General features: G+C 55.4%; 26 protein-coding genes and 2 rRNA genes. 4 read left to right on the top strand and 24 right to left on the bottom strand.

Features of this window, described 5'->3' with window-relative positions:
- Positions 1-35 precede the first annotated feature (35 nt).
- Genes argB through MWU55_RS09230 form a run of 4 tightly spaced genes read left to right on the top strand, consistent with a single transcriptional unit; the run spans position 36 to position 2857 of the window.
- A complete protein-coding gene (argB, locus tag MWU55_RS09245; protein WP_246935767.1) occupies positions 36-896 on the top strand; it encodes an acetylglutamate kinase in 861 nt (286 codons plus the stop codon).
- A 52-nt stretch (positions 897-948) separates the two neighbouring features.
- A complete protein-coding gene (locus MWU55_RS09240; RefSeq protein WP_246935766.1) occupies positions 949-1743 on the top strand; it encodes a sterol desaturase family protein in 795 nt (264 codons plus the stop codon).
- On the top strand, positions 1740-2357 hold the full coding sequence (locus MWU55_RS09235) for a ferredoxin (RefSeq protein ID WP_246935765.1): 618 nt from the start codon (positions 1740-1742) through the stop codon (positions 2355-2357). Before MWU55_RS09240 ends, MWU55_RS09235 begins: the two co-directional genes overlap by 4 nt.
- The gene (locus tag MWU55_RS09230; RefSeq protein WP_246935764.1) at positions 2354-2857 is read left to right on the top strand and encodes a histidine phosphatase family protein; all 504 of its coding nucleotides are present in this window, start codon (positions 2354-2356) and stop codon (positions 2855-2857) included. The genes MWU55_RS09235 and MWU55_RS09230 overlap by 4 nt, the downstream gene beginning before the upstream one ends.
- A gap of 15 nt (positions 2858-2872) precedes the next feature.
- On the opposite strand, the gene MWU55_RS09225 is transcribed toward MWU55_RS09230, so the two are convergent.
- The 24 genes from MWU55_RS09225 to MWU55_RS09110 all read right to left on the bottom strand — a co-directional run bounded on the left by MWU55_RS09225 (position 2873) and on the right by MWU55_RS09110 (position 24778).
- Positions 2873-3418, bottom strand: coding sequence for a hypothetical protein (locus MWU55_RS09225; protein ID WP_246935763.1), 546 nt, complete (start codon positions 3416-3418; stop codon positions 2873-2875).
- Positions 3419-3439: 21 nt separating this feature from the next.
- Entirely contained in the window at positions 3440-3889 is a 450-nt protein-coding gene (gene rpiB, locus MWU55_RS09220; RefSeq protein ID WP_246935762.1) for a ribose 5-phosphate isomerase B, read from the bottom strand.
- A 106-nt stretch (positions 3890-3995) separates the two neighbouring features.
- On the bottom strand, positions 3996-4781 hold the full coding sequence (locus MWU55_RS09215) for an amino acid ABC transporter ATP-binding protein (RefSeq protein ID WP_281501851.1): 786 nt from the start codon (positions 4779-4781) through the stop codon (positions 3996-3998).
- Positions 4782-4793: 12 nt separating this feature from the next.
- A complete protein-coding gene (locus MWU55_RS09210) occupies positions 4794-6287 on the bottom strand; it encodes an amino acid ABC transporter permease (RefSeq protein ID WP_246935761.1) in 1494 nt (497 codons plus the stop codon).
- Between the two features lies 1 nt (position 6288).
- Complete coding sequence (locus MWU55_RS09205) at positions 6289-7551, bottom strand: ABC transporter permease subunit (RefSeq protein ID WP_246935760.1); 1263 nt, start codon at positions 7549-7551, stop codon at positions 6289-6291.
- Positions 7552-7670: 119 nt separating this feature from the next.
- Entirely contained in the window at positions 7671-8699 is a 1029-nt protein-coding gene (locus MWU55_RS09200; protein ID WP_246935759.1) for an amino acid ABC transporter substrate-binding protein, read from the bottom strand.
- Positions 8700-8907: 208 nt separating this feature from the next.
- A complete protein-coding gene (locus MWU55_RS09195) occupies positions 8908-9624 on the bottom strand; it encodes an ATP12 family protein (protein ID WP_246935758.1) in 717 nt (238 codons plus the stop codon).
- On the bottom strand, positions 9621-10304 hold the full coding sequence (locus MWU55_RS09190; protein WP_246935757.1) for an HAD-IA family hydrolase: 684 nt from the start codon (positions 10302-10304) through the stop codon (positions 9621-9623). The genes MWU55_RS09195 and MWU55_RS09190 overlap by 4 nt, the downstream gene beginning before the upstream one ends.
- On the bottom strand, positions 10305-11348 hold the full coding sequence (locus tag MWU55_RS09185) for an RluA family pseudouridine synthase (RefSeq protein ID WP_246935756.1): 1044 nt from the start codon (positions 11346-11348) through the stop codon (positions 10305-10307). It abuts the gene before it with no gap.
- Positions 11345-11722 carry a fluoride efflux transporter CrcB gene (gene crcB / locus MWU55_RS09180; protein WP_246935755.1) on the bottom strand — a complete coding sequence of 126 codons (378 nt, stop codon included), beginning with the start codon at positions 11720-11722 and terminating at the stop codon, positions 11345-11347. The genes MWU55_RS09185 and crcB overlap by 4 nt, the downstream gene beginning before the upstream one ends.
- Before the next feature lie 43 nt (positions 11723-11765).
- Positions 11766-12371, bottom strand: coding sequence for a cytochrome b/b6 domain-containing protein (locus MWU55_RS09175; RefSeq protein WP_246935754.1), 606 nt, complete (start codon positions 12369-12371; stop codon positions 11766-11768).
- Between the two features lie 84 nt (positions 12372-12455).
- Complete coding sequence (locus tag MWU55_RS09170) at positions 12456-13772, bottom strand: replication-associated recombination protein A (RefSeq protein ID WP_246935753.1); 1317 nt, start codon at positions 13770-13772, stop codon at positions 12456-12458.
- 53 nt (positions 13773-13825) lie between these two features.
- Complete coding sequence (locus tag MWU55_RS09165) at positions 13826-14437, bottom strand: autoinducer binding domain-containing protein (protein ID WP_246935752.1); 612 nt, start codon at positions 14435-14437, stop codon at positions 13826-13828.
- Between the two features lie 173 nt (positions 14438-14610).
- Positions 14611-15039: a 50S ribosomal protein L17 gene (gene rplQ, locus MWU55_RS09160; RefSeq protein WP_246935751.1), complete on the bottom strand. Its 429-nt coding sequence runs from the start codon at positions 15037-15039 to the stop codon at positions 14611-14613.
- A 150-nt stretch (positions 15040-15189) separates the two neighbouring features.
- Positions 15190-16206, bottom strand: a complete 1017-nt coding sequence (locus MWU55_RS09155; protein ID WP_246935750.1) for a DNA-directed RNA polymerase subunit alpha — start codon at positions 16204-16206, stop codon at positions 15190-15192.
- A 111-nt stretch (positions 16207-16317) separates the two neighbouring features.
- Positions 16318-16707, bottom strand: a complete 390-nt coding sequence (rpsK, locus tag MWU55_RS09150; protein ID WP_246935749.1) for a 30S ribosomal protein S11 — start codon at positions 16705-16707, stop codon at positions 16318-16320.
- A gap of 15 nt (positions 16708-16722) precedes the next feature.
- On the bottom strand, positions 16723-17091 hold the full coding sequence (rpsM, locus tag MWU55_RS09145) for a 30S ribosomal protein S13 (RefSeq protein WP_246935748.1): 369 nt from the start codon (positions 17089-17091) through the stop codon (positions 16723-16725).
- Between the two features lie 285 nt (positions 17092-17376).
- The gene (locus tag MWU55_RS09140; protein WP_246935747.1) at positions 17377-17955 is read right to left on the bottom strand and encodes an adenylate kinase; all 579 of its coding nucleotides are present in this window, start codon (positions 17953-17955) and stop codon (positions 17377-17379) included.
- Positions 17952-19307: a preprotein translocase subunit SecY gene (secY, locus tag MWU55_RS09135; protein ID WP_246935746.1), complete on the bottom strand. Its 1356-nt coding sequence runs from the start codon at positions 19305-19307 to the stop codon at positions 17952-17954. The genes MWU55_RS09140 and secY overlap by 4 nt, the downstream gene beginning before the upstream one ends.
- Positions 19308-19413: 106 nt before the next feature.
- Positions 19414-19884 carry a 50S ribosomal protein L15 gene (rplO, locus tag MWU55_RS09130; RefSeq protein ID WP_246935745.1) on the bottom strand — a complete coding sequence of 157 codons (471 nt, stop codon included), beginning with the start codon at positions 19882-19884 and terminating at the stop codon, positions 19414-19416.
- 134 nt (positions 19885-20018) lie between these two features.
- A complete protein-coding gene (locus MWU55_RS09125) occupies positions 20019-20825 on the bottom strand; it encodes a DMT family transporter (protein ID WP_246935744.1) in 807 nt (268 codons plus the stop codon).
- A gap of 285 nt (positions 20826-21110) precedes the next feature.
- The gene (locus tag MWU55_RS09120; protein ID WP_246935743.1) at positions 21111-21563 is read right to left on the bottom strand and encodes a hypothetical protein; all 453 of its coding nucleotides are present in this window, start codon (positions 21561-21563) and stop codon (positions 21111-21113) included.
- A 182-nt stretch (positions 21564-21745) separates the two neighbouring features.
- A 5S ribosomal RNA gene (rrf, locus tag MWU55_RS09115) occupies positions 21746-21860 on the bottom strand.
- Positions 21861-21942: 82 nt separating this feature from the next.
- Positions 21943-24778, bottom strand: a 23S ribosomal RNA gene (locus tag MWU55_RS09110).
- Positions 24779-24938 lie beyond the last annotated feature (160 nt).

The following is a 24938-nucleotide window of genomic DNA, read 5'->3' as shown; positions in this document are numbered from 1 at the left end:
CAAGCGCGTAACAGGATGGGAACGAGGACCAGCATATGAAGACCCAGGACATGAACCGCGATTGGATCGCCACCGCACGTACACTTTCTCAGGCTTTGCCGTACCTTCAGCGCTATACCGGTGCGACCGTTGTCATCAAGTTCGGCGGCAACGCCATGGGCAGCGACGAAGAAATGGCCAGCTTCGCACGTGATATCGTCCTGATGCGGCAGGTCGGTGTGAAGCCGGTTGTCGTTCATGGCGGTGGGCCGATGATCAACGCGATGTTGGACAAGCTTCAGATCAAAAGCGAGTTCGTGAACGGCAAACGTGTGACTGACAAAGCCACGGTCGAAGTGGTCGAGATGGTCCTGTCAGGCCGCGTAAACAAGCGGATCGTTCAGGCAATCAATGCTGAAGGCGGCAAAGCCGTTGGCCTGTCCGGCAAGGATGCCGGGCTTGTGACCTGTGACCAGACGAACCCGGATTTGGGGTTTGTCGGCACGCCTTCAGATGTGGACGTATCGGTGCTGCACGACCTTGCAAATGCCGAAGCGATCCCAGTGATTGCCCCCTTGGGTGCGGGCCGTAATGGCGAAACCTTCAACATCAACGGCGATACGATGGCGGGCGCAATAGCAGCAGCCCTAAAGGCCGATCGCCTGCTGCTGCTGACCGATGTGGAAGGTGTGAAAGGGGCAGATGGCGAGGTTTTGACCGAGCTGACACCCACGCAAATCCGCGACATGACCGCGACGGGCGTGATTGCGGGTGGGATGATTCCGAAGACCGAGACCGCGTTGGCTGCCATCGAAGGCGGCGTGCGTGCAGTGGTCATCCTTGACGGGCGTGCCCCAAATGCCTGTTTGTTGGAGCTTTACACCGATCACGGTGCAGGGTCGCTGATCCGCGCCTAAGCCTCGCGTTTTCGTGTCTTGCAGATCCGGCAGGAACCCATAAATTCCCCACATGGAATATGAAGTTCTGATCCGATTGGGCAGTTTTCTGGTGCTCTTCATCGTTTTCGCGGTGGCAGAGGCACTGGCCCCACGTCGTGCGCGAGTGCAGCCCCGTTCGGGCCGTTGGTTCACCAATCTGGCCCTTGTCGTCATCGACAGCGTCACATTGCGTCTGCTGAGCCTTCTGTTGCCGCTTTTGGCGGTGGGCGCGGCGATGGATGCTACGCGCCAAGGCTGGGGGCTGTTCAACCAGTTCGAGTTGCCCCTTTGGCTAACAGTTCTGTTGTCTTTCCTGATCCTCGATTTTGCCATCTGGGCCCAGCACCTTGTGTTTCACAAAGTTCCAGCCTTATGGCGCCTTCATCGCGTACACCATGCGGACCGGGATATTGATGTGTCGACCGCGCTCAGGTTCCACCCAATCGAGATTGCAGCCTCAATGCTTATCAAAATCGGGCTGGTCTATGTGATAGGTGCCCCCGCGATGGCTGTGGTCTTGTTCGAAGTGGTGCTGAACGGATCGGCCATGTTCAACCATGCCAATTGGCGATTGCCCCTGCCTCTGGATCGCGCGCTAAGACTTGTGCTTGTTACACCTGACATGCATCGTGTGCATCATTCGGTCTATCGAAATGAGACTGACAGCAATTATGGCTTCTGCCTGTCTGTTTGGGACCGGTGGTTTGGAACCTACACGGACCAACCAAGCGACGGGCATGGCGACATGGTGATAGGACTGGAATGGCAGGACGAAAAACCGATGAAACTGGGCTGGAGCCTGATGCTTCCCTTTCGACGAAAATGACCCTTAAACCCGCTGCAGAGGACCTGCAGCTGGAAGTGCTGGGCACACTTCACGAGGGTGATGACACAATCTATCTGTTAGGCCCACATGAGCCGGGGTTTTGGCAGGTATTCACCGAAAGTGATGAGTATTGGGTCGGAGCACCTGATCCGCTGGATCGATGGTCCAAACGCGTGATCGGAGAGCTGGCTGAAAGCTGGGGCGGTACAGCGATTTTTCCATCTGACGGACCGCCCTATCCCCCGTTTCAGGCTTGGGCGCGTGCGTCTGGTCGGGCGTGGGACAGTCCCGTGGGCATGTTGGTTCATGACACTACAGGGCTTTGGATCAGCTATCGGGGAGCCGTGCGTGTACCAGGTTTGCGCCCTCTGCCCTCTACCGGCGACAAACCCTGCTTAAATTGCGATGCGCCTTGTCTAAAGGCCTGCCCTGTTTCAGCTCTGGGCCCAAAAGCGTATGATGTTTCTAAGTGCAAAGAGCACTTGAACGGCGAAGATCTTGCCAATTGCATGACGCAAGGCTGTGCGGTCCGTCGCACTTGTCCTGCAGGCCAGTCTTATGGCAGGTTGCCTTCTCAATCCGCATTTCACATGAAAGCATTCAACCCGACATGACCCTGACCCTAATCCTGACACGACACGCAAAATCCAGTTGGAGCGACGCGGACCTTGATGACCATTCCCGTCCGTTAAACAAACGTGGTCGGGCATCAGCCAAGGCCATTGGGCGTTGGCTGGCAGGTCATGGTGACACCCCGGACGAGGTTCTGTGCTCGGACGCTGCACGCACACGTGAGACTTGGGCGTTGGTGTCGGACAAGCTCGTAGGGTCACCTAAGGTCTCTTACCTGCCCGAGTTGTATCTGGCTGATCCCGAGGATATGTTGGCGGTTTTGAAAAAGGCCTCCACATCGCGGGTGATGATGGTCGCCCACAATCCTGGTTCTGCCTATATGGCGCGCAGACTGGCGGCAGAACCCTACCCGCACCCAAAGTTTCATCACTACCCGACAGCCGCGACGTCTGTGATTGAATTTGACGCTGCCAGCTGGGCCGATGTGGATTGGGGCAAGGGCCGTGTCGTCGAATTTGTGGTCCCGCGTGAGCTGATCTGAGACCATAGTTCAGGACTACCCGTCGACTGTCGTGTTCTCATATGGCACGCCAGCTTGGTGAACCTGCTCCATAAGAGACGAGATTGAATAGCCCGTATACTCGCGCAGCTGTATCGATGGGCGGTCCTGAAAATGCGCCCAGTACTCGACCATATCCGGATCATCATCTCGCGCTATTCTTCGACGTTCGAGCGATTTGATCGCCGAAAGAGGCACGTGAAAGCCTTCCTCGGGTCCATGGGCGTGAACTGGCACCTTCCAAAGCAGATCGTCCTGCGTCAGTCGAAACCGCCATTCGCCCGAGGTGCCACGGGCGCGCCAAACAAACACCATAAGCTTCAGCAAATTGACAACGCCCGTCACAATCAGAAAGAGCCCAAGAAAGCCCCAAAGGTTCCACGTCTCGACCGCTTCAAAGGACAAGGCCCAAACTGCGTCATCGGGAATCAACCGGAACCCCAGCCAAATAAATCCAGCCACCACAATTGGAATGATGATCAATCGCTCCAGATTGCGTCTAGATACGGATTTGCGCAGATCAAAGATTGGGGCCGATGTCATGGGCCACTGCACCTTGAGTTCTTAGCCTTCGATGGCTTCCATCATGTCCACACGGGTCGCATGACGTCCACCTTCAAATTCGGCATCAAGGAAGGCGTCAACGATATGCAGGGCCAGATCCTGCCCAACAACACGCGCGCCGATCGATAGCATGTTGGCGTTGTTGTGCTCGCGGATCATGCGGGCCGAAAATGCTTCAGAGCAAACGCCGCAGCGGATGCCATCAACACGGTTGGCAGACATCATGATGCCCTGACCAGTGCCGCACAGGATGATGCCCAGCGCGCAGTCACCCGAAGCCACTTTGCGGGCCGCGGCTTCACCATGTTTCGGATAGTGGGTGCTTTCGGGTGTCGTCGGACCAATATCAACTGCCTCGTACCCTTTTGCAGTGATGTGATCTGCGATGGTATTGCGCAGATCAATGGCAGCGTGGTCGCTTGAAAGAACGATACGTTTGTTGGCAGTCATGATGTCATTCCGTGATTAAGGTGACCGTGTTGGCCGCCTTCTAGCACCCTCGCAACAAAAAAGCCCCACCAAAATGGCGGGGCTTTTGAAGTTCTGTTCAGAAAAATCAGAGGATCTGGCTGAGGAACAGCTTGGTGCGTTCCGATTGTGGGTTGTTGAAGAACTCTTCCGGTTCGTTTTGCTCCACAATCTGGCCGGCATCCATGAAGATCACGCGGTTGGCGACCTCTTTCGCGAAGCCCATCTCGTGGGTCACGCAGAGCATGGTCATACCTTCTTCGGCAAGCTCCACCATGGTCTCCAGCACTTCCTTGATCATCTCAGGGTCAAGCGCCGAGGTGGGTTCGTCGAACAACATGATGCGCGGCATCATGCACAGCGAACGGGCAATCGCCACACGCTGCTGCTGACCACCCGAAAGCATGCCCGGATATTTGTGGGCCTGTTCTGGGATCTTCACCTTCTCAAGGAAATGCATCGCACGCGCTTCGGCCTCTTTGCGGGGCTCTTTGCGCACCCAGATGGGGGCCAGCGTACAGTTCTCCAGAATGGTCAGGTGCGGGAAGAGGTTGAAGTGCTGAAACACCATCCCCACTTCCGAGCGCACCTTGTCGACGTTTTTCAGGTCCGAGGTCAGTTCGGTCCCGTCAACGATGATCTGACCTTCCTGGTGCTCTTCCAGACGATTGATGCACCGGATTAAGGTGGATTTACCCGAGCCCGACGGCCCCGCGATAACGATCCGTTCGCCCTGATAGACGGTCAGATCAATGTCGCGCAGCACGTGGAACGAGCCATACCACTTGTTCATGTTGCGGATTTCAATTGCCACCTCGTCCGAGACGGCCATCTTGCTGCGATCAGCGTGGTGATCGAGAGTAATCGAAGACATTTAGTCTCTCCTTTAACGGTGGTCCGTACGAAGCCGGCGTTCGAGATACATCGAGTAGCGCGACATCGAGAAACAGAAGACGAAGAACAGAAGTGCGATAAAGCCGTAAAGCTCCCACACCAGACCGTTCCACGCCTGGTCTGCACGGATGGCATTTGAAAGACCCAGCGGGTCCAGAAGGCCGATGATCGACACCAGAACCGTGTCTTTAAACACGCCAATGAACGTCGAAACGATACCCGGGATCGAGATCTTAAGGGCCTGCGGCATGATGATCAGTCGCTGGGCTTTCCAATAGTCCAGCCCCAACGCATCTGCGGCTTCATACTGTCCACGCGGAAGCGCGGCCAAACCGCCCCGGATCACCTCGGCCATATAGGCTGAAGCGAAGAGCGTCACCATGATCAGCACCCGAAGGATGATGTCAAAGTTCGTGCCCGGCGGCATGAAGATGTTCAGAAGCGTAGACGCCACGAACAGAAGCGTGATCAGCGGCACACCGCGAATGAACTCGATGAAGCCCACGCACAGCGCCTTGACAATCATCAGGTCGGATTGACGGCCCAGCGCCAGCACGATGCCGATTGGCAGCGAACAGGCAATGGCGACAACACCGATGGTGATCGACAGCATGAAGCCCCCGAACTTGCGGCTTTCGACTGGCTCAAGACCAATTGGCAGAATGGCATCCATCAGACTGGCGAAACCACCTGTCAGGAACAGCCACCAGACAATCGAAGCCACAACGGCAAGGATGATCCCTGCAAGGCTTCCGACGATCTTCGACAAGATGCTGTAGGCAAAGTAACCGATCACAAAGCCAAGTGCGGCACCGACTGGCAACCAAATGGAGCCACCCCACAACAGCCAGGGCGCAATGAACGGGAAGATCGCCGAGAAGATCAGCGGATTGGGCAAGCGTTTCGCCCCCGCCTCGATCTCGGCAGCCCGTGCATCTTTATCGGTCGACAAAGCTTTGAAGCCGACGAAGGCAGCACCGGCCAGAAGAGCCAGCCCAAGGATCATGCCAGCGGCACCACCAAGGTAGAGACCTGTCAGGCCCAGAACGGCCAGCAGAAGCACCCAGTTCATGCGGCGCGAGATCATGCTGAACAGGACCGGGGTCACCGCCACAAACAGAAGCGCAAAGGCTACGATCGGACGCCAACGTTGATCGGTAGTGTCACCTTCTGTGCCATTGGGATAGAAGCCAAACAGTAGCTGCTCCCAACGGTCATTGATCACACCCCAACAAGCGGCATGATGCCCTGCACCGATGATTTCACGGCAATCATTTTGTGATGTACCGTTCCAGGTCGGTGAGAATATCCAAGGTACGATGGCCATGGCGACCATAGCAATCAGCACCAGCGAGACGATGGTAAGGATCGAATTCACAATCCCGTTGAATAGGTTTTGCCGCATCCACCCGACGAACCCGACCGACGAAGCGGGCGGTGCGCGTTCAGGCAGCATTTCAGAGCGGACGTAAGACATATCAGACATATCAGCGCTCCTTCAGCTTCACGGATTCGTTGTACCAGTTCATCACGCTTGAAATCGTCAGCGAGATTGCCAGATACACGGCCATCAAAAGCAGAACCGTCTCAAGCTCGCGCCCGGTTTGGTTCATCGTGATGCCCCCCAACGTCCCCGTGATGTCCATATAGCCCACGGCAATCGCCAGAGAGCTGTTTTTGGTGAGGTTCAGGTAATTCGAGATCAACGGCGGGATGATAACCCGCAGAGCTTGCGGCAGAATAACAAGGCTCATGGTCCGGTTCGGACGCAAGCCCAGCGCACCCGCTGCTTCACTTTGGCCTTTAGAAACCGCCAGGATGCCCGCACGGACGATCTCGGCGATAAAGGCGCCTGTATACAACGACAGGGCCAACCAAAGCGCAATCAGCGAATTGCGCATGTATGTGCCACCCTTGAAGTTAAAGCCCTTAAGCTCTGGATAACCCCAGTGCAGGCCAAGGATGGTCAGCACGATCACTGTCGGGATCACGACCACGCCCAAACGCCAGTACCATGTCGCTGGGCGATCACCGGTGCTTTCTTGAATGGCATCCGCGCGACGCTTGATCAGCATCGACGTCAGGATACCCGCAAGGAAGACCGCAGCAATAGCCAGCAGATCAAGGCTTACGTCAAATCGCAGGCTGGATTGGCCAAGCAGATGAATATTGCCCAAGCTGTTTGAGAAGAGCGGTTCGGGAATGTAGACGCCACGATTGGTAATCGCAACGGAATCCCAAAGCGCCATTGACGCCTCGCCTTTCCTGAATGCGCTTGGTGCTGGCAAGGTCTCGATCAAGACCGCCATGATAAACACGATCCACAAAAGGACTGGCACGTTGCGGAACATCTCAACATAGACTGCAGCAAGGCGAGAAACGATCCAGTTCGGCGACAGGCGAAGAACGCCCACGATAACTCCGATAATCGTTGCCGCAATACAGCCCATTACGGCCACAAGTAACGTGTTGAGAAGTCCCATCAAGGACGCACGTAGGTGCGTATCCTGAGAGTTATATTCCAGCAGGCGCTGGTTGATGTCATAGCCTGCAGGTTCGCTCATGAACCCGAAGCTGGGTTCTTTACCCAGTTCTGCAAGGTTTTGAGCAGTGTTCGAAATTAGCCAGAAGACCAAGATCAAGAAGCCGATCAAGGCGACGATCTGAATGGTCATCGAGCGGTACCGGCTGTCATACAACAGCATGGATAGCCGGAACTGGCCCTGATGAGGGTCGGTCATAGATGTCATGTGGTACATCCCCGTTGCCCTTGGCTTGTTATGTGGTGGCGGCTTGGGCCGCGGTGCCAAGGTGCGTTCAGATGGAAAGAAAAAGGGCGTGGTCGAACCACGCCCTTTTCATGAGTTTCTTAACGGAAGGGCGGCGAGTACAGCAGGCCGCCTTCGGTCCATTGAGCGTTCAGGCCACGTGCCAGAGCGATCGGGGTATCTTCACCGATGTTCTTGGCAAACAGCTCACCGTAGTTGCCGCCCGCCATGATGGCGCGCTTAGCCCATTCGGCGTCCAGACCCAGCATTTCGCCCAGGTTGCCTTCGGTGCCCAGCAGACGGTTGATTTCCGGGTTGTCGCCAGCCGACGCGCCCAGTTCACCGATGTTTGCCGAGGTTACGCCCAGCTCTTCAGCCGAAACCAGTGCGTTCAGGGTCCAACGAACAACGTCGCCCCAGTTGTTGTCGCCGTGACGAACCAGCGGGCCCAGAGGCTCTTTCGAGATGATCTCGGGCAGCAGAACGTGGCCAGCCGGATCTTCAAAGGTTGCACGTGTGGCAGCCAGACCCGAAGCGTCGGTGGTGTACACGTCACATGCGCCAGCAAGATACTGTTGCTGAGCTTCTGCGTTGGTTTCGATCGGAACCGGCTCGTAGCTCATGTCGTTGGCGCGGAAGAAGTCGGCCAAGTTCAGCTCTGTTGTGGTGCCGGTTTGGATACAAACGGTAGCGCCGTCCAGTTCCTTGGCCGAGCTTGCGCCCAGATCCTTGGAAACCATGAAGCCTTGACCGTCATAGTAGTTCACGCCAACAAATTCGAACTTCAGGTCGACATCGCGCGAGAAGGTCCAAGTGGTGTTACGGGCCAGCATATCGATCTCGCCCGAAGCAAGAGCGGTGAAGCGGGTCTTACCGGTGGTCGGCACGAACTCGACTGCGTTTGCATCGCCCAGAACTGCAGCTGCAACAGCACGGCAGACGCCAACGTCGAAACCATTCCAGGTTCCGTTTGCATCCGGTGCTGCGAACCCAACCAGACCGGTGGTCACGCCACAGTTCAGTTTGCCGCGCTCTTTGATCTGATCAACGGTCGACACGTCCTGAGCAACAGCAGCGCTTGCGGCAATGCTGGCAACAGTGAGTGCGCCAAGAAAAGCGGTTTTCTTCATTTTTACCTCTTCCTGATTTTACCCATTTTTAGGGCTTTTTTAGCGACCATCTGGCCGCAGTGAGTGATGCAAAAAAGGGGGGTACCCTCTTCGACTGCCTAGGATTTTGAAAGGATTGATCAGAATTCGTCAAGGGCAACATTGAGAATTGCGATACTTAACCTAGGGGAAAGTAAGATAATTAGCGTCGACTAACGGTTTGGCAGAATTAAGTTTCACGCTGGGCAGCGGTATAAAACCATGCTGCCACTGCGAAATCCTTGCTCTTCTTTTCAACCATTTCCTGTGCTTCTTCGTCTTTTCCCCACAATTCTTCCTGCCAAAGCTCGTCAAGACGGGACAATTCCAATGCTGCACCTGCATCCAAATACTGGTGCGTTACCGAAAACGCCAAAATGAGAGACCCGGAAATCGAAACGAGGTCATGAAAAGCTGTCAGTTCAAACGGCGAAAGGGCGTGAACCAAATCCGACATTTTCCGAAGGGAATGCGCATCCTGTGCTTCGTGCATGATCCCGGACACGGATTTCAGCCGCACTCCTAGAGAATCGACCGCCCAGTCAAGAATCGGATCCCATTTATCAGCCTGACGCGTGACAAGCTCACGCGGGTCAGTGGCTCGGTAACACAAAAGGTCACTGTCCCCATACGCCGCGAGCATGTCTGCGACCGCAGCATGTTGCACGGAAACTTTGTCGATTGCCGAATTTGCCATGCGTGTAACGGGCATGGTGTTGGGATCAATCGCTTCATCCTGCGCATCCCATTCGGCTGCCATCGCCTCCGCCAAAGCTTTGGTCGGAACAACCAAGGATGACTTCGCTGGGGTCTTCACAGCGCGACCATCGAGCAGCACCTGATATCCGCCATCGGTCTCACTGACCGAGGTTTCTTTCCAGAACCGTTTCGCAGCCCAACCGCTCATGCTTGCCCCCATAGCTCGTCCAGCGCTGCGGGCAAATCCGCGAACGCTTCAATCAAAATATCTGCACCAGCCGCAACCAACGCTTCGCGCGGATGATAGCCCCACGTTACACCGATGGTGCGGAATCCGGCCGCTTTGCCCATGTCCATGTCAAAGCTGGTATCCCCAATCATAACCGCCTGCGCGGCGTCAGCACCGGTTTCGACCAACGCGCGTTTCAGCATCGAAGGGTGCGGCTTTGATGGGTGATCATCTGCGGTCTGGTGAGTCACGAAAAACTCGCGCAGATCATGGGCGTCATAAGCGTGTTCCAAGCCACGCCGCGCCTTGCCTGTGGCAACGCCCAACAGAACTTCATCGCGTGGATATAGCGCCTCAAGGGCGTCACGCGCACCGGGATATAATGGTGCAGCAGCTTCGCCACCCTTTTCGGCGCGCAGTTGGATAAACATGTTCTTATACTGCTGCGCCGCTTCCGCCACATCCGGTTCGGACATTGATGGCACCAAACGTGCGATGGCGTCGTGCAGGGACAGCCCGACAATCGAAAGAACCTCGGCCCGAGTGGGCAGGGCCACGCCCATCTCACCAAAGGCGCGGTTCATCGCCTCGACAATAAAATCCTGACTGTCGATAAGCGTGCCATCCACGTCGAAAACAGCAAGTTTCAGTGTGGTCATTCAGAGCGCCTCGAACGGGTCATCGGCGGCCAGATCAGGCGTCCAGCCGAAGGTCTTGAACGTGTCCGCCATATGGGGCGGCAGTTCAGCGGTCACAGTAATGGGTTCTTTCGTCACGGGATGCTCAAAGGTCATCGAGCGCGCGTGCAGGTGCAGTTTGCGCGAAATCTCTCCGCCAATCATAGCGCCCCAGCCGTCGCCCATATTGTCCTGCGAAGACCCACCATATTTGCCATCCCCAATAATCGGGTGCCCGATTTCGGCCATATGGGCGCGCAGTTGGTGGGTGCGCCCGGTAATCGGCTCCATTGCAACCCACGCTGCGCGGCTCGCCACGCGATAAAGCGTGGCATAAAGCGTATGGGCGCGTTTGGCCTCAGGGTATTCGTCCATCGCGCGCGGATGGACGCAGATCATCTTTTCGCCAGCCCCGCGCCCTCCGCCGGGGGCTTTGAACAGCCCATAGCGGATCTCACCCAGATACGGGGTGGGAACGCCTGCGACGACGGCCCAGTAAATCTTGCGGGTTTCTTTGTGGCGCATTGCAGCTGTCAGCCCAGAGGCTGCGGCCTGCGTACGTGCCAAAAGCAAAACACCCGATGTGTCTTTGTCCAACCGGTGCACAAGGCGGGGCTTTTCGTCACGATCAAACTTCAACGCCTCGGCAAGACCGTCCACATGGCGGGTCTGTTTCGAACCGCCCTGCGTGGGCAGACCCGCGGGCTTGTTCAGTGCAATCACGTGATCATCGCGATAGATCACGCAAGACTGGATCAGTTTCGCATCCGCATCTGACACGCGCGCCTTGGCTTTTGGTTCCGAGCGATCGTCCTTGGTGGTTGGAAGCGGCGGCACACGCACTTCATCCCCGGGGCCCACACGGGTCGAGGTTTTGACCTTGGCTCCGTTTACGCGGAATTCGCCCTTGCGGCAGCCCTTCTCGATCCGGCCTTGCCCTGCATGCGGAAACATGCGCTTGACCCAACGGTCCAGCCGCTGCTCTGCCTCATCCGGGCCGATAGTAATTACCTGAACGCCGCTCATGCCAGCACCATCCGGGCTAGCATTACACCTGCAACCAGGGCAGCAATCGACAGGACAACCGTCCCGATCACATAAATCGCGGCGGAGCCAACCTGTCCGCGTTCAAACAATGTGTACGCTTCCAGCGAATAGGCCGAGAAGGTCGTGAACCCGCCCAGAAAGCCGGTCATCAACAAAGGCGACATATGCGTTACGTCCTTTCGCGCCAGAAACACCACGATGACGCCAATCAGGAACGAGCCCAGCACATTCACGATCATCGTGCCCGCAGGAAATCCAGCGCCAAACGCACGGATATATGCGTTCACGCTAAGATAGCGGGCCGAGGCGCCAAGCGCGCCACCAAGGGCAACTTGCAAAAGGGGTGTCATCATGGCGTCTGACTGAGGCCAAGCGCCTTTATTGTCAAGCGCCCAGTCAGGTGTCGGGGTGGTCTTTCGCCACCTCTTTCATACCGGTGATCATCGGTTTCACAAGGTTTTCACTCTTCCAAAACCGATAAAACAGAATGGCTCCCAGATGTACGAGGGTAAGGCCAAGCACGACAAAGGAAAGCTTGTAGTGCAGCTTGGCAGCCTCGCGCGCGTTTTCGTAGCTGATCGTGTCAGCGAAAGGACCGGTGTTGATGAAGTCATCGGCGTCGATGAAAAGCCCAGTGCCTGCCTGAAGCGCCAGAACTCCGATCAAAGCAAACACGGACAATGCGCCAACTGGGTTGTGACCAGGCCAGAAACTGGGGCGTCGTTTGGGCATCGTGGCGATATAGGCGAGTGTCTTTCTAGGACCGAACAGGAAATGGCTGAACCGCGCAGTGCGTGATCCGACAAAGCCCCAGACAATCCGAAACACCAATAGCCCAATGATCGCGTAGCCCAGATAGAAATGCAGTGTCATCGCATCTGGCCCGAACTTGCCCAGCAGGAACGTGGCAATCACACAAAAAGCCAGTGCCCAGTGGAAGACGCGCAGCAATGGGTCCCATAAGCGCACGGTTTCTGTTTGGATCTGATGCTCTTTCGACATGTTGGTCCCTCGGTTCGGTTTCTGAACTCTGACATAAGAAATAAGCGTTTTCGAGCCAGCCTTGCGAAACTGTGACCAGCGCGATTAATCCCGGCGCTTTGCGCGAAGCTTTGCGAAGTAGTCCACGCGCTTTTTCAGCTCGCGTTCGAACCCACGTTCAACCGGCATGTAATAAACGCCACGTTTCATGTCGTCGGGGAAATAGTTTTGGCCCGAAAACCCATCCGGCGCATCGTGATCATAGGCATAGCCATCGCCATAGCCTTGCTCCTCCATCAGGCGCGTGGGGGCATTTAGGATATGTTTGGGCGGAGGGGCCGATCCGGTCTTCTTGGCCGCCGTCATCGCGGCCTTGAACGCCACATAGTTGGCATTGGATTTCGGCGCAAGCGCCAGATATATTACCGCCTGCGACAGGGCCAGCTCACCTTCCGGACTCCCCAACCGCTCGTAAGTTTCCCATGCGTCCAAGCAAACCCGGTGGGCCTGCGGGTCACCCAGCCCGATGTCTTCGACCGCCATGCGGGTCAGTCGACGAGCCAAGAAACGAGGATCTTCGCCGCCGTTTAGCATGCGCGCAAACCAATATAGGGCTGCGTCCGGATCAGACCCGCGCACCGATTTATGCAGCGCTGAGATCAGGTTGTAATGCTCGTCGCCGGACTTGTCATAAACCGCAGCGCGCTTCATCAGGCGCGAGGACAGGCCTTCAACATCCAGCTTGCCATCAACCTTCCATGCGGCGACCTGCTCAACAAGGTTTAGCAGCGCCCGGCCATCGCCATCCGCCATCTCCAAAAGCGCTTCGCGCGCCTCGCCGGTCAGGGGAAGCGCTTTCCCCAGCTCTTGCTCGGCCCGCTGAACGAGGCGTTCCAAATCGGCCAATGACAAGCGCGTCAGCACAAGAACCTGAGACCGAGACAGCACAGCGGCGTTCAGCTCAAAAGAAGGATTTTCGGTCGTCGCCCCGACCAATAGGATGGTGCCATCTTCCATGTAGGGCAAGAACCCGTCCTGCTGGGCTTTGTTGAAGCGGTGGATCTCGTCCACGAACAGAAGCGTCCCCTGCCCGTTTGCGCACCGATGCTTGGCGGCTTCAAAGACTTTTCGCAGTTCAGGCACGCCCGAGAAAATCGCGCTGATCTGAACGAAGTGCAGGTCGGTTTCACGGGCGAGAAGGCGGGCGATGGTGGTTTTCCCGACGCCGGGCGGTCCCCAGAAAATCAACGACCCAAGACTTCCCGCGGCAAGCATCGTGCCCAACGGGGCCTCAGGGCCCAAAACTTGTTCCTGACCGATCACCTCATCCAAGAATTGCGGGCGCAATCGATCCGCAAGTGGGCGAGGCGCCTCGTGCGTGGCATCCGTGCGATTTGTGGAACTGTCAAAAAGATCGGCCATGCGGTGAAACTATGCGCCTCAAGGGCCGGGGAAAAGAAGAAAAGCGCTGCGGCCTACAGCATTCGTCGTTCTTGCGCGCGCTGAATTGCTTCAGCGGTCGTGCGCGCCGCCAATCGATCACGCGCGCTGCGCAATCGCGCCTTCAACGCGCTTTCCGAAATTCCCAAAAGCGCCGCCGCCTTGGCATAGCGATGCCCCTTGGCAACATGCTGAAGCGCCGCCTGTTGCGCTTTAGTCAGGATTTCAGGAGGCGTTGAAATCACGTGCAGCTCTTCGACGATGGCCTGCAGCTTATCGATTTCATCATCTGTGAACTCTCGATCGGGTCGTGAAAAACCGGCAATTGTGCGCGATTTCATCGGACCCACAGCAACGACCGCCCCATACTTAAGGCCATAACGTTCTGCTTTCTTTAAAATCCCGTGTGGGTCGGGCAGGTTTAACGCACTCCAGCGAATAGTTGTCCCGTTCCCAAACCCCCAATAGACCACGGGATCAGCCAGCATAAAGCCACTTTCCATGTACAGCTTGACCCATTCAGGATCGTAGGTTTTGTACTCAAGGTGAGGAACGGCATGCCGGATGTGCAGACCTATTGCGTAGCCCGAGGGCGACAGATTGGTCAGATGTGCCAAGCGTTGGCTTATTTTTTGGTCTATCTTCATCGCTCAATCGGCGCCTAGACTGCGTTCGCAAAACTATCCTTTTAGACTAGCCACACAAAGTCAAACAACCACTGGTTGCTTTTTGGCAAGGATTGCTTGATTTTGCCGTAAACCCATCAAAAAGAAAAAGCCCCGCGAAATGCGGGGCTTTCGAACAGGTTATGTACCTGTTCTTATTCTTCGGCGTCCGCTGCAGCTTCTTCAGCTTCCAGACGTGCGCGATCTACAGCGCCTTTGGCGTCTACGTCGCGATCAACGAACTCGATGATGGCCATCGGTGCCATGTCGCCATAGCGGAAGCCAGCTTTCAGAACGCGGACATAGCCACCTTGACGGTCTTTGTAGCGCGGTCCCAGAACCTCGAACAATTTTGCAACTTGGTCTTCTTGCTTCAGACGTGCCGAAGCCTGACGACGGGCGTGCAGGTCACCACGTTTGGCCAGCGTGATCATCTTTTCGATGATCGGGCGCAATTCTTTGGCCTTCGGCAGTGTGGTTTTGATTTGTTCGTGTTCGATCAGCGAACCAGCCATGTTCGAGAACATAGCTTTACGGTGTTCGTGTGTGCGATTCAGGCGGCGGTAACCACGAGCGTGACGCATTTTCTTAATCCTTCTTTGGTGCTCTTGAACGAGCGATGCTTTGTCTGAGAACCGATGCGTGTCGGTCCCTCTCCTTGGGGCAGGATTGCCCGGATGTTCCCCGCATCAGGCGGGCATGTTGGGGGCCAGAGATCCGGCCCCCGGTGAAGATCAGAACTGATCTTCGAATTTCTTAGCGAGCTCTTCGATGTTCTCAGGCGGCCATTCTTCGACATCCATGCCGAGGTGCAGACCCATGCCCGAAAGCACTTCTTTGATCTCGTTCAGCGACTTGCGGCCGAAGTTCGGAGTGCGGAGCATCTCGGCTTCGGTTTTCTGAATCAGATCGCCAATGTAAACGATGTTGTCGTTCTTCAGGCAGTTTGCCGAACGGACCGACAGTTCCAGCTCGTCCACTTTCTTCAGCAGAAGCGGGTTGAACTCGAGGCCATCGTCTTCGTCCTGACGGCCAGCTGCTTCCGGCTCGTCGAAGTTCACGAAGATCGACAGTTGGTCTTGCAGAATACGCGCAGCGAAAGCCACGGCATCTTCCGGCGTAACCGAACCATCTGTTTCCAGCTTCAGTGTCAGCTTGTCATAGTCCAGAACCTGACCTTCACGGGTCGGCTGAACGTCATACGACACTTTCTTGACCGGCGAATAGATCGCATCAACCGGGATCAGGCCAATCGGCGCATCTTCCGGCTTGTTCTTGTCCGAAGCAACATAGCCCTTGCCCGTATTCACGGTCAGCTCCATGAACAGATCCGCGCCGTCATCCAGGTGACAGATCACGTGATCTTTGTTCAGGATCTCAATGCCAGCGCTTTCCGAGATTGCACCAGCGGTGACAACCATCGGGCCTTTGGCCGAAATCGACAGGCGCTTGGGGCCTTCAACTTCCATAGCAATAGCAACACCCTTGAGGTTCAGAACGATGTCGGTAACGTCTTCACGCACACCGGCGACCGAGCTGAACTCGTGCAGTACGTTGTCGATTTGAACCGACGTGATGGCGGCACCTTGCAGCGAGCTCATCAGCACGCGGCGCAGGGCGTTGCCCAGTGTCAGACCAAAGCCGCGTTCCAACGGTTCGGCGATCACAGTTGCTTGACGTGCTGGGTCATTGCCCGGCTTTACGTCCAGCTGTGTCGGCTTGATCAATTCTGCCCAGTTCTTGTGGATCATGCGTCCCTCCATACTAGTCCTGTCCCCATGTCCAAAGGGCAGGACGCCCGAGGTTAAAATGACGGAAACCGGGCCACGCGTTTGTGCGAGGCCCGGCGGTATTAACTTGCCTTAGACGCGGCGGCGCTTCGGCGGACGGCAGCCGTTATGTGCCATCGGTGTCACGTCACGGATCGACGTGATGTTGAAGCCGATTGCAGCCAAGGCGCGCAGAGCCGATTCACGACCCGAACCGGGGCCTTGAACTTCAACTTCCAGCGTTTTAACACCGTGTTCCTGAGCTTTTTTGCCAGCGTCTTCCGCAGCCATCTGAGCAGCATACGGGGTCGACTTACGCGAGCCTTTGAACCCCATGGTGCCAGCCGACGACCACGAGATGGCGTTGCCTTGCACGTCCGAGATCAGGATCTTGGTGTTGTTGAACGAAGAGTTTACGTGAGCAACACCGGATGCGATGTTCTTACGCTCTTTACGCTTGGTACGAGTCTTATCGCGAGCCATTGGTCAAACCCTCCCTTATTTCTTCTTACCAGCAATGGCCTTTGCAGGGCCTTTGCGAGTACGTGCGTTGGTCGAGGTACGCTGACCACGAACAGGAAGGTTACGACGGTGACGAAGACCGCGGTAGCAGCCCAGATCCATCAAACGTTTGATGTTCATCTGAACGTCACGACGCAGGTCACCTTCAACGGTGTAGTTGGCGTCGATGTGCTCACGAACAGCAAGAACTTCAGCGTCCGACAGTTCGTTCACGCGACGGGTTACGTCGATGTTCACAGCTTCGCAGATAGCAGCAGCCGAAGTATGGCCAATACCAGTGATATAAGTCAGGGCGATCGGGACCCGTTTATGGGTCGGGATGTTCACGCCAGCAATACGTGCCACGTATTCTTTCCTTTCGTTGCGGTTCCGTAACTCCGGAACCTTTTTTCACAACGGAAGCCCGCCGGATCATTCCTGCGGGCCGCGCTGAATTCTTTGGTCTGGTGCAGCTAGGGGAGCGACCCCGCAGACACACCGATTCCCGTAAGGGATGGGGTGACTTAGATGGGATTCCCGCCTCCGTCAACCCGTCTTTGATCGTGGGGTGGTATTCCCCAATTCTTACCAGGAAAAGAAAACGCGCCGCAGATCAACTGCGACGCGTTTTCCAATCAAAACCTTTTCGCCTTATCGGGACAATACATCCGCGATCTCAGCCCGCACTTCGTCGATTGTGCCCAGCCCGTCGACAGATTGCAGGTCACCCTTGGCGTAGTAATACCCAATCAACGGCGAGGTTTTCTTGTAGTATTCCATCAGACGGATCTTCAGGCTTTCCTCGTTATCATCCGCGCGCACGGGTTGACCGGCTTTGCGGGCTTCCTCGGCGCGGCCAACGATACGGCCAACAAGCACGTCGTCATTCACCTGCATCTCGATAACAGTGTCCAGAGACTGGCCATGCTTTTCAAGAAGCGCGCCAAGCGCATCCGCTTGAGCCAGCGTGCGGGGGAAACCATCGAAGATGAAGCCTCCGCCATTGTCGCCTTCCAGCTTCTCTTCGATCAGACCGATAACGATCTCGTCAGTGACAAGCTCGCCTGCGTCCATGATTGCAGCAACCTTCTTGCCCATCTCAGTGCCCGAGGCTTTGGCTTCCCGCAGCATGTCACCGGTTGACAGCTGGATCATGCCACGCTCTTCCACCAGTTTGGCAGCTTGCGTTCCTTTGCCGGCACCCGGCGGTCCAAGAAGAATAATGTTCATCGACGTGCAGGCCCCTTCTTGCCACGTTTCTTACCGCGCAGCTGCGATTTCTCAATCAGGCCCTCATACTGGTGAGCCAGAAGATGCGACTGCACTTGCTGGATCGTATCCATGGTCACCGACACAACAATCAGTACCGAGGTGCCACCAAAGTAGAACGGGATGGCCAGCTGATTGCGCAGGATTTCAGGCATCAAGCAAACTGCGGCCAGATAGATCGAGCCGAGCGTCAGCAAGCGGGTAACAACATAGTCCAGATACTCAGCGGTTTTCTTGCCGGGGCGAATACCTGGCACAAAACCGTTCTGGCTTTTCAGGTTATCAGCAACCTCATCCGTTTTGAACGCAACTTCCTTGGTGTAGAAGAAAGTGAAGAAGATGATCATGGCCGAGAAGAACAGCAGATAAAGCGGCTGACCGGGGCCAAAATAGGCAAGCAGGGTAGACATGATCGGGCCGGCTTGTCCTGACGAGAAGGTCGAGATCGTGGTTGGCAACAGCAAAAGAGCCGAAGCGAAGATCGCTGGGATAACGCCTGCCGGGTTCACTTTGATCGGCAGGTGGCTTGAGCCACCATCGTACATCTTCATACCGACCTGACGACGCGGGTATTGGATGTGGACCTTACGAAGGGCGCGTTCCATGAACACAACAAAGGCAATCACGGCAACCATCATGACAATCACACCGATGATCACGGCGGGGCTGATGGCACCCGAACGGCCCGAGGCCAGGAACTGTGCCAAGGCAGCAGGGATCTCGGCCACGATGCCGACGAAGATGATCAGCGAGATACCGTTGCCGATGCCGCGTGCGGTGATTTGCTCACCCAGCCACATCAGGAACATGGTGCCACCCACAAGAGTGATCACGCAAGCTGCGATGAAGAACATACCCGGATTTGTCACCAAATCACCCGCTTGCAGCGAGTTTGCGAGCGCAAAAGCCTGACCCGTGGCAAGCAGAACGGTGCCGTAACGGGTATATTGGTTGATCTTTTTGCGGCCTTGCTCGCCTTCTTTCTTCAGCTGTTTCAGCGGCTCCCACATCGAAGACATTAGCTGCACGATGATCGAAGCTGAGATGTAGGGCATAATGCCAAGGGCAAAGACACCCATACGGCTGAGCGCACCACCGGTAAACATGCCAAGTACGCCCGCGATGCCCGACTGGGCTTGCTCCATGAATTCGCGCAAGGCAACCGCGTCAATCCCAGGAACCGGGATGAATGTGCCAAGCCGATAAATGATCAGAAGCCCGATCGTGAAGAAGATGCGCTGGCGAAGCTCGGTCGCCTTACCGAAGGCGCTCCAGCTCATGTTCGACGCCATTTGTTCTGCTGCAGATGCCATAAGGCCCCCTTAGATCAAGTAAAGCGCCGCCGGACCGTTCCCGGCTCCGGCGGCGCTTGAAAACGTGATTAGACATGTAAGGGGCTGGCGCGCCCCTCACAAGGTCTTATTCAGCCGCAGCCGGAGCAGCCACGGTCAATTTACCGCCAGCTTTCTCGACAGCTTCGATGGCCGATTTCGACGCACCGGTCACGGTGATGTTGGCTTTGGCGGTCAATTCGCCTTTGGCCAGAACGCGAATACCGTCCAGTTTGCGACGGACCAGACCCGAAGCCACCAGAGTATCTTCGTCGATCTTCTTGGCGTCGATTTTCTTTTCGTCGATGAACTTCTGGATCAGGCCCAGGTTGATCACAGCGAACTTCTTGCGGTTCGGCTTGTTGAAGCCACGCTTAGGAAGACGCTGGTAGAGGGGCATTTGGCCGCCTTCGTAGCCGTTGATGGCTACACCCGAACGCGACTTTTGACCTTTGATACCACGGCCACCGGTTTTACCAGTGCCCGAACCGGGACCACGACCAATGCGTTTGCGGGGTTTGGTTGCGCCAGGATTGTCGCGCAGTTCATGCAATTTCATTTCGCTTCTCCTTTGCCGGAACTGACCCCAGAAGCGATACGGGGCCAAACACGGCTTTTCTTGGTTTTGATTCTGTGACGTAAAGCCACCGGGGGCGTATAGACGAGCTGCCTTTGCGACGCAAGCCTTCTCGGCTATTTGCGCGCGACAAGCCCGATGGCGATGCCGCCCAACACAAGAGCTGAAGCCGTGACCTCACGAAGCCCTACCGTTTCACCCAGCAGAGCGACCCCTGCCCCCATTGCGATGACCGGTACCGAAAGCTGCACCAGCGCGCCGGTGCTGGCGGCCAATTGCGGCAAGACGCGGTACCATAGTGCATATCCAAGCCCCGATGTGATGGCTCCCGACGTGATGGCCAGAAGAATACCCGGAATGGAGAGAGCCTCTCCCCAGATGAATGGAAGAGTGACGATTAGGACAATGGGTGTGGCATAGAAAAAGTTCCACGCGGTTGCCTGAAGTGGCTCGACCGCACGTCGCCCGATCAAGGAGTAGATGCCCCAACCGATGGCCGCAGCTGTCATCAGGATCAATGGGAGCGCAGGAAGTTGGACCTTCTCAGACGGCCAGACCAGATAGGCTAATCCGAGCATCGACACCGCCATACCGCCCCACCGCAGCCCCGGGATCCGATCCCCCGCCCGCACCGCACCCGCGAACATCGTGACCTGCACGATGGCGAAGAGCACTAACGCGCCCAGCCCCGCATCCAGCGCCACATAGGCAAACGAGAAGCCCAGAAGATAGGTGGCCAACGCTCCCGCCGAGATCCAATCCGGCGCGGGGCGTTTGGAAGCGACCTTCCTCCCCAACACCATCAACACCCACAACATCACCGCGCCCGAGATCACTCGGATTGCGGCAAATCCAGCGGGACCAATGGCACCATCAGCGAGTCCAGCCCGGTTAAGCAGAGAGTTGGCCGCGAAAGCGGTCATGGTGAGGAGTGTGAGGAGGAAGAGGCGCATATTAGGTCCGGGATTTATTAAGCCCTGTTAACGCGTTTTGCATCCAAGCGCATCTCACGTCTTTATCAGTAGACTATCGGCTGACCTTTCATGAGGCACTTCCCAGCAGCACTTTGCCAAACAGCAATACCCAATAGACCATTCGACCTAAAACGTACGGCTTGGTTCTAACCGGCCCAGAGCATGGCTCGGTGTTCGGATACACCTCACCGAATCTTAAACTCTAGATCCGGTAATTAAAGTTTCGAGTTTGGGTTAGTTGCAGCACACATGCTTACTACAATCTGCAACCCACCAGAGTTCGATAGCTTCCGGGCAATATGGCGCTGCCTTCCCGGTATATAGCCATGTGCTTGAGATACCTTTTATCCAATACATTCCGGTACGATAGTAGGACTTTACTCTCATGCAATCCACTGGCTGCGGGTTTGCGACTTCCGCTGAAGTCAATGAGCGCGAAGATTGACGTTCATAACATCCGATCCAATTCCCAGTAACAAGTTTACGAAACTCATCAACAAATCCTTCGTTTGGCGTGATTCCCCACAATCTGTAGAGTTGTGGATCGCCTGCAAACTCAAAGCTTCCATCATCATTAACGGAGCTTACAACTCCTTTGGTATGATAAGGAGGCGGATTTCCTAGTGCATCACCGTAAGCAACAGACATTGTAAGAAGGTATATCGTAGTGAGAAGGGTGGTTTTCATAGCGCACCTGCCACCAATTTAACTCGATGGTTTGTAACCCAATTGATCCGAGCTTACCACCTATAGGTGAGTTTCGCTCATTCCCCCCCTGAACGCAGAACGCCGCCGGCATTTCTGCTCGGCGGCGTTTTGTTTGTTTTTATCATCGTTTAGAGAGGATACGTTTTCTTGCTCTTTATTAGGTTTGGCGGTGACCTACTCTCCCACACCTTAAGATGCAGTACCATTGGCGCAACCGTGCTTAACGGCCGAGTTCGGGAAGGGATCGGGTGTTTCACTGGTGCTGTGACCACCAAACCGAATAAAGAGCAATTTCCAAGTCAAGTGCTACTGTGATGTATGCTTTTGATTATCCGTAGAGATCTAACTTCTACTGGATCAAATCAAGCCTATCGGACCATTAGTACCAGTCAGCTGAACGTGTTACCACGCTTACACCTCTGGCCTATCGACGAGGTAGTCTTCCTCGGTCCTCAGGGATACCTTGTTTTGAGGGGGGCTTCCCGCTTAGATGCCTTCAGCGGTTATCCTGTCCGTTCATAGCTACCCAGCACTACCGTTGGCACGATAACTGGTCCACCAGTGGAACGTTCACCCCGGTCCTCTCGTACTAGGGGCAACTCCTCTCAAGTATCCTACACCCACGGCAGATAGGGACCGAACTGTCTCACGACGTTCTAAACCCAGCTCACGTACCTCTTTAAACGGCGAACAGCCGTACCCTTGGGACCTGCTCCAGCCCCAGGATGAGATGAGCCGACATCGAGGTGCCAAACACTGCCGTCGATATGGACTCTTGGGCAGTATCAGCCTGTTATCCCCGGCGTACCTTTTATCCGTTGAGCGATGGCCCTTCCACTCGGGACCACCGGATCACTATGGCCGTCTTTCGACTCTGCTCGACTTGTCAGTCTCGCAGTCAGGCTGGCTTCTGCCATTGCACTCAACGAGCGATTTCCGACCGCTCTGAGCCAACCTTCGCGCGCCTCCGTTACTCTTTAGGAGGCGACCGCCCCAGTCAAACTACCCGCCACACAGGGTCCCGGATCCGGATAACGGACCGCGGTTAGACATCAAACAGAACAAGGGTGGTATCTCAAAGGAGGCTCCCCAAAAACTGGCGTCTCTGGTTCAAAGCCTACCACCTATTCTGCACATGTTGTGTCTGATGCCAATGTGAAGCTGTAGTAAAGGTGCACGGGGTCTTTCCGTCTAACCGCGGGAAGCCTGCATCTTGACAGGCAATTCAATTTCGCTGAGTCGATGTTGGAGACAGCGGGGAAGTCGTTACGCCATTCGTGCAGGTCGGAACTTACCCGACAAGGAATTTCGCTACCTTAGGACCGTTATAGTTACGGCCGCCGTTTACCTGGGCTTCAATTCGGAGCTTGCACTCCTCCTTTTAACCTTCAGGCACCGGGCAGGCGTCAGACCCTATACGTCGTCTTGCGACTTCGCAGAGCCCTGTGTTTTTAGTAAACAGTCGCCACCCCCTAGTTTGTGCCCCCAGTCAATACTTGCGTAGAAACTGGGCCTCCTTCTCGCGAACTTACGGAGGTATTTTGCCGAGTTCCTTCAACATCGTTCTCTCAAGCGCCTTGGTATACTCTACCTATCCACCTGTGTCGGTTTAGGGTACGGTCTTACAGGAGGGCTATTTCCAGGAACCTCTTAGCAGCCCATTCAATCCGATAAGGATGAACTACCTTCGAGATCCGTCACCACTCCACGGCCCAGGAATATTAACCTGGTTCCCATCGCCTACGCCTTTCGGCCTCGGCTTAGGGGCCGGCTTACCCTGCTCAGATTAGCTTTAAGCAGGAACCCTTGGATTTTCGGCGAGGGGGTCTCTCACCCCCTTTGTCGCTACTCATGTCATCATTCTCACTAGTGATCTCTCCACGGGATCGCTCACACGCCCGCTTCATCGAAAGCTCCTATCCTCAAAGGATCTGCGAACAGATCTAATGAGGAATGGAACTATGTCACACTACGCTCTGCTACCGCGTACACATAAGTGCACACCCTAAGCTTCGGCTCATGGCTTGAGCCCCGGTACATCTTCGCCGCAAGACAACTTATTTAGACCAGTGAGCTGTTACGCTATCTTTAAAGGATGGCTGCTTCTAAGCCAACCTCCTGGTTGTTTTGGTCGTCTCACCTGCTTTCCCACTTAGCCATGAATTAGGGGCCTTAGCTGTAGGTCAGGGTTGTTTCCCTCTCCACAACGGACGTTAGCATCCGCTGTGTGTCTGCCATATAGTACTTCCCGGTATTCGGAGTTTGATTAGGATCAGTAAGGCTGTATGCCCCCATTACCCATTCAGTGCTCTACCCCCGGGAGTATTCGTATGACGCTCTACCTAAATAGATTTCGCAGAGAACCAGCTATCTCCGAGTTTGATTGGCCTTTCACCCCTAGGCACAGCTCATCCCGATCTTTTTCAACAGATGTGGGTTCGGTCCTCCAGTGCGTGTTACCGCACCTTCAACCTGGCCATGCCTAGATCACTCGGTTTCGGGTCTGATCCACCTAACTCATTCGCCCTATTAAGACTCGCTTTCGCTGCGCCTACACCTAACGGCTTAAGCTTGCTAGATAGACCAAGTCGATGACCCATTATACAAAAGGTACGCCGTCAGCCCTCAAGGGGCCTCCGACTGATTGTAGGCGTTCGGTTTCAGGTACTGTTTCACTCCCCTCGTCGGGGTGCTTTTCACCTTTCCCTCACGGTACTGGTTCACTATCGGTCAGTAAGGAGTACTTAGCCTTCGAAGGTGGTCCTCCGATCTTCAGACAGAATTTCACGTGTTCCGCCCTACTTAATACGTCCAATTGTGCTTCATATACGGGACTGTCACCCACTATGGTTGCGCTTCCCAACGCATTCTATCCACACTCATGGCTCGGCTGGTCCCCGTTCGCTCGCCGCTACTAGGGGAGTATCAATTGATTTCCTTTCCTCCGGGTACTTAGATGTTTCAGTTCCCCGGGTTTGCTTTTATAAACCTATGTATTCAGTCTATAAATACCTGTTTCAGAACACTATAAATAACCGAAGTTATTATAATGAACTGTCAGGTGGGTTCCCCCATTCGGAAATCTTCGGGTATAACGGCTATTCTCACCTTCCCGAAGCTTATCGCAGAGTATCACGTCCTTCATCGCCTCTTACTGCCAAGGCATTCACCAAACGCCCTTCTCGCGCTTGATTTGATCCAGAAGAAGACAGACCTTTTGTATATCTGCCATCTTACCCCGAAGGGCAAACTGGACCAAAAGCATACTTTCCCGCGCTTCCTAACTGTTCCGAAGAACTGGATCGCAGATGTCGGTCTTTGATCCGTTAAGAAGCACATGTTCGAACTTGCGTT

The organism is Aliiroseovarius sp. F20344 (assembly GCF_023016155.1).
Taxonomy (GTDB): domain Bacteria; phylum Pseudomonadota; class Alphaproteobacteria; order Rhodobacterales; family Rhodobacteraceae; genus Aliiroseovarius.
Note: the sequence above shows the minus strand (reverse complement) of the source record. Positions and strands in the feature narration are given on the sequence as shown.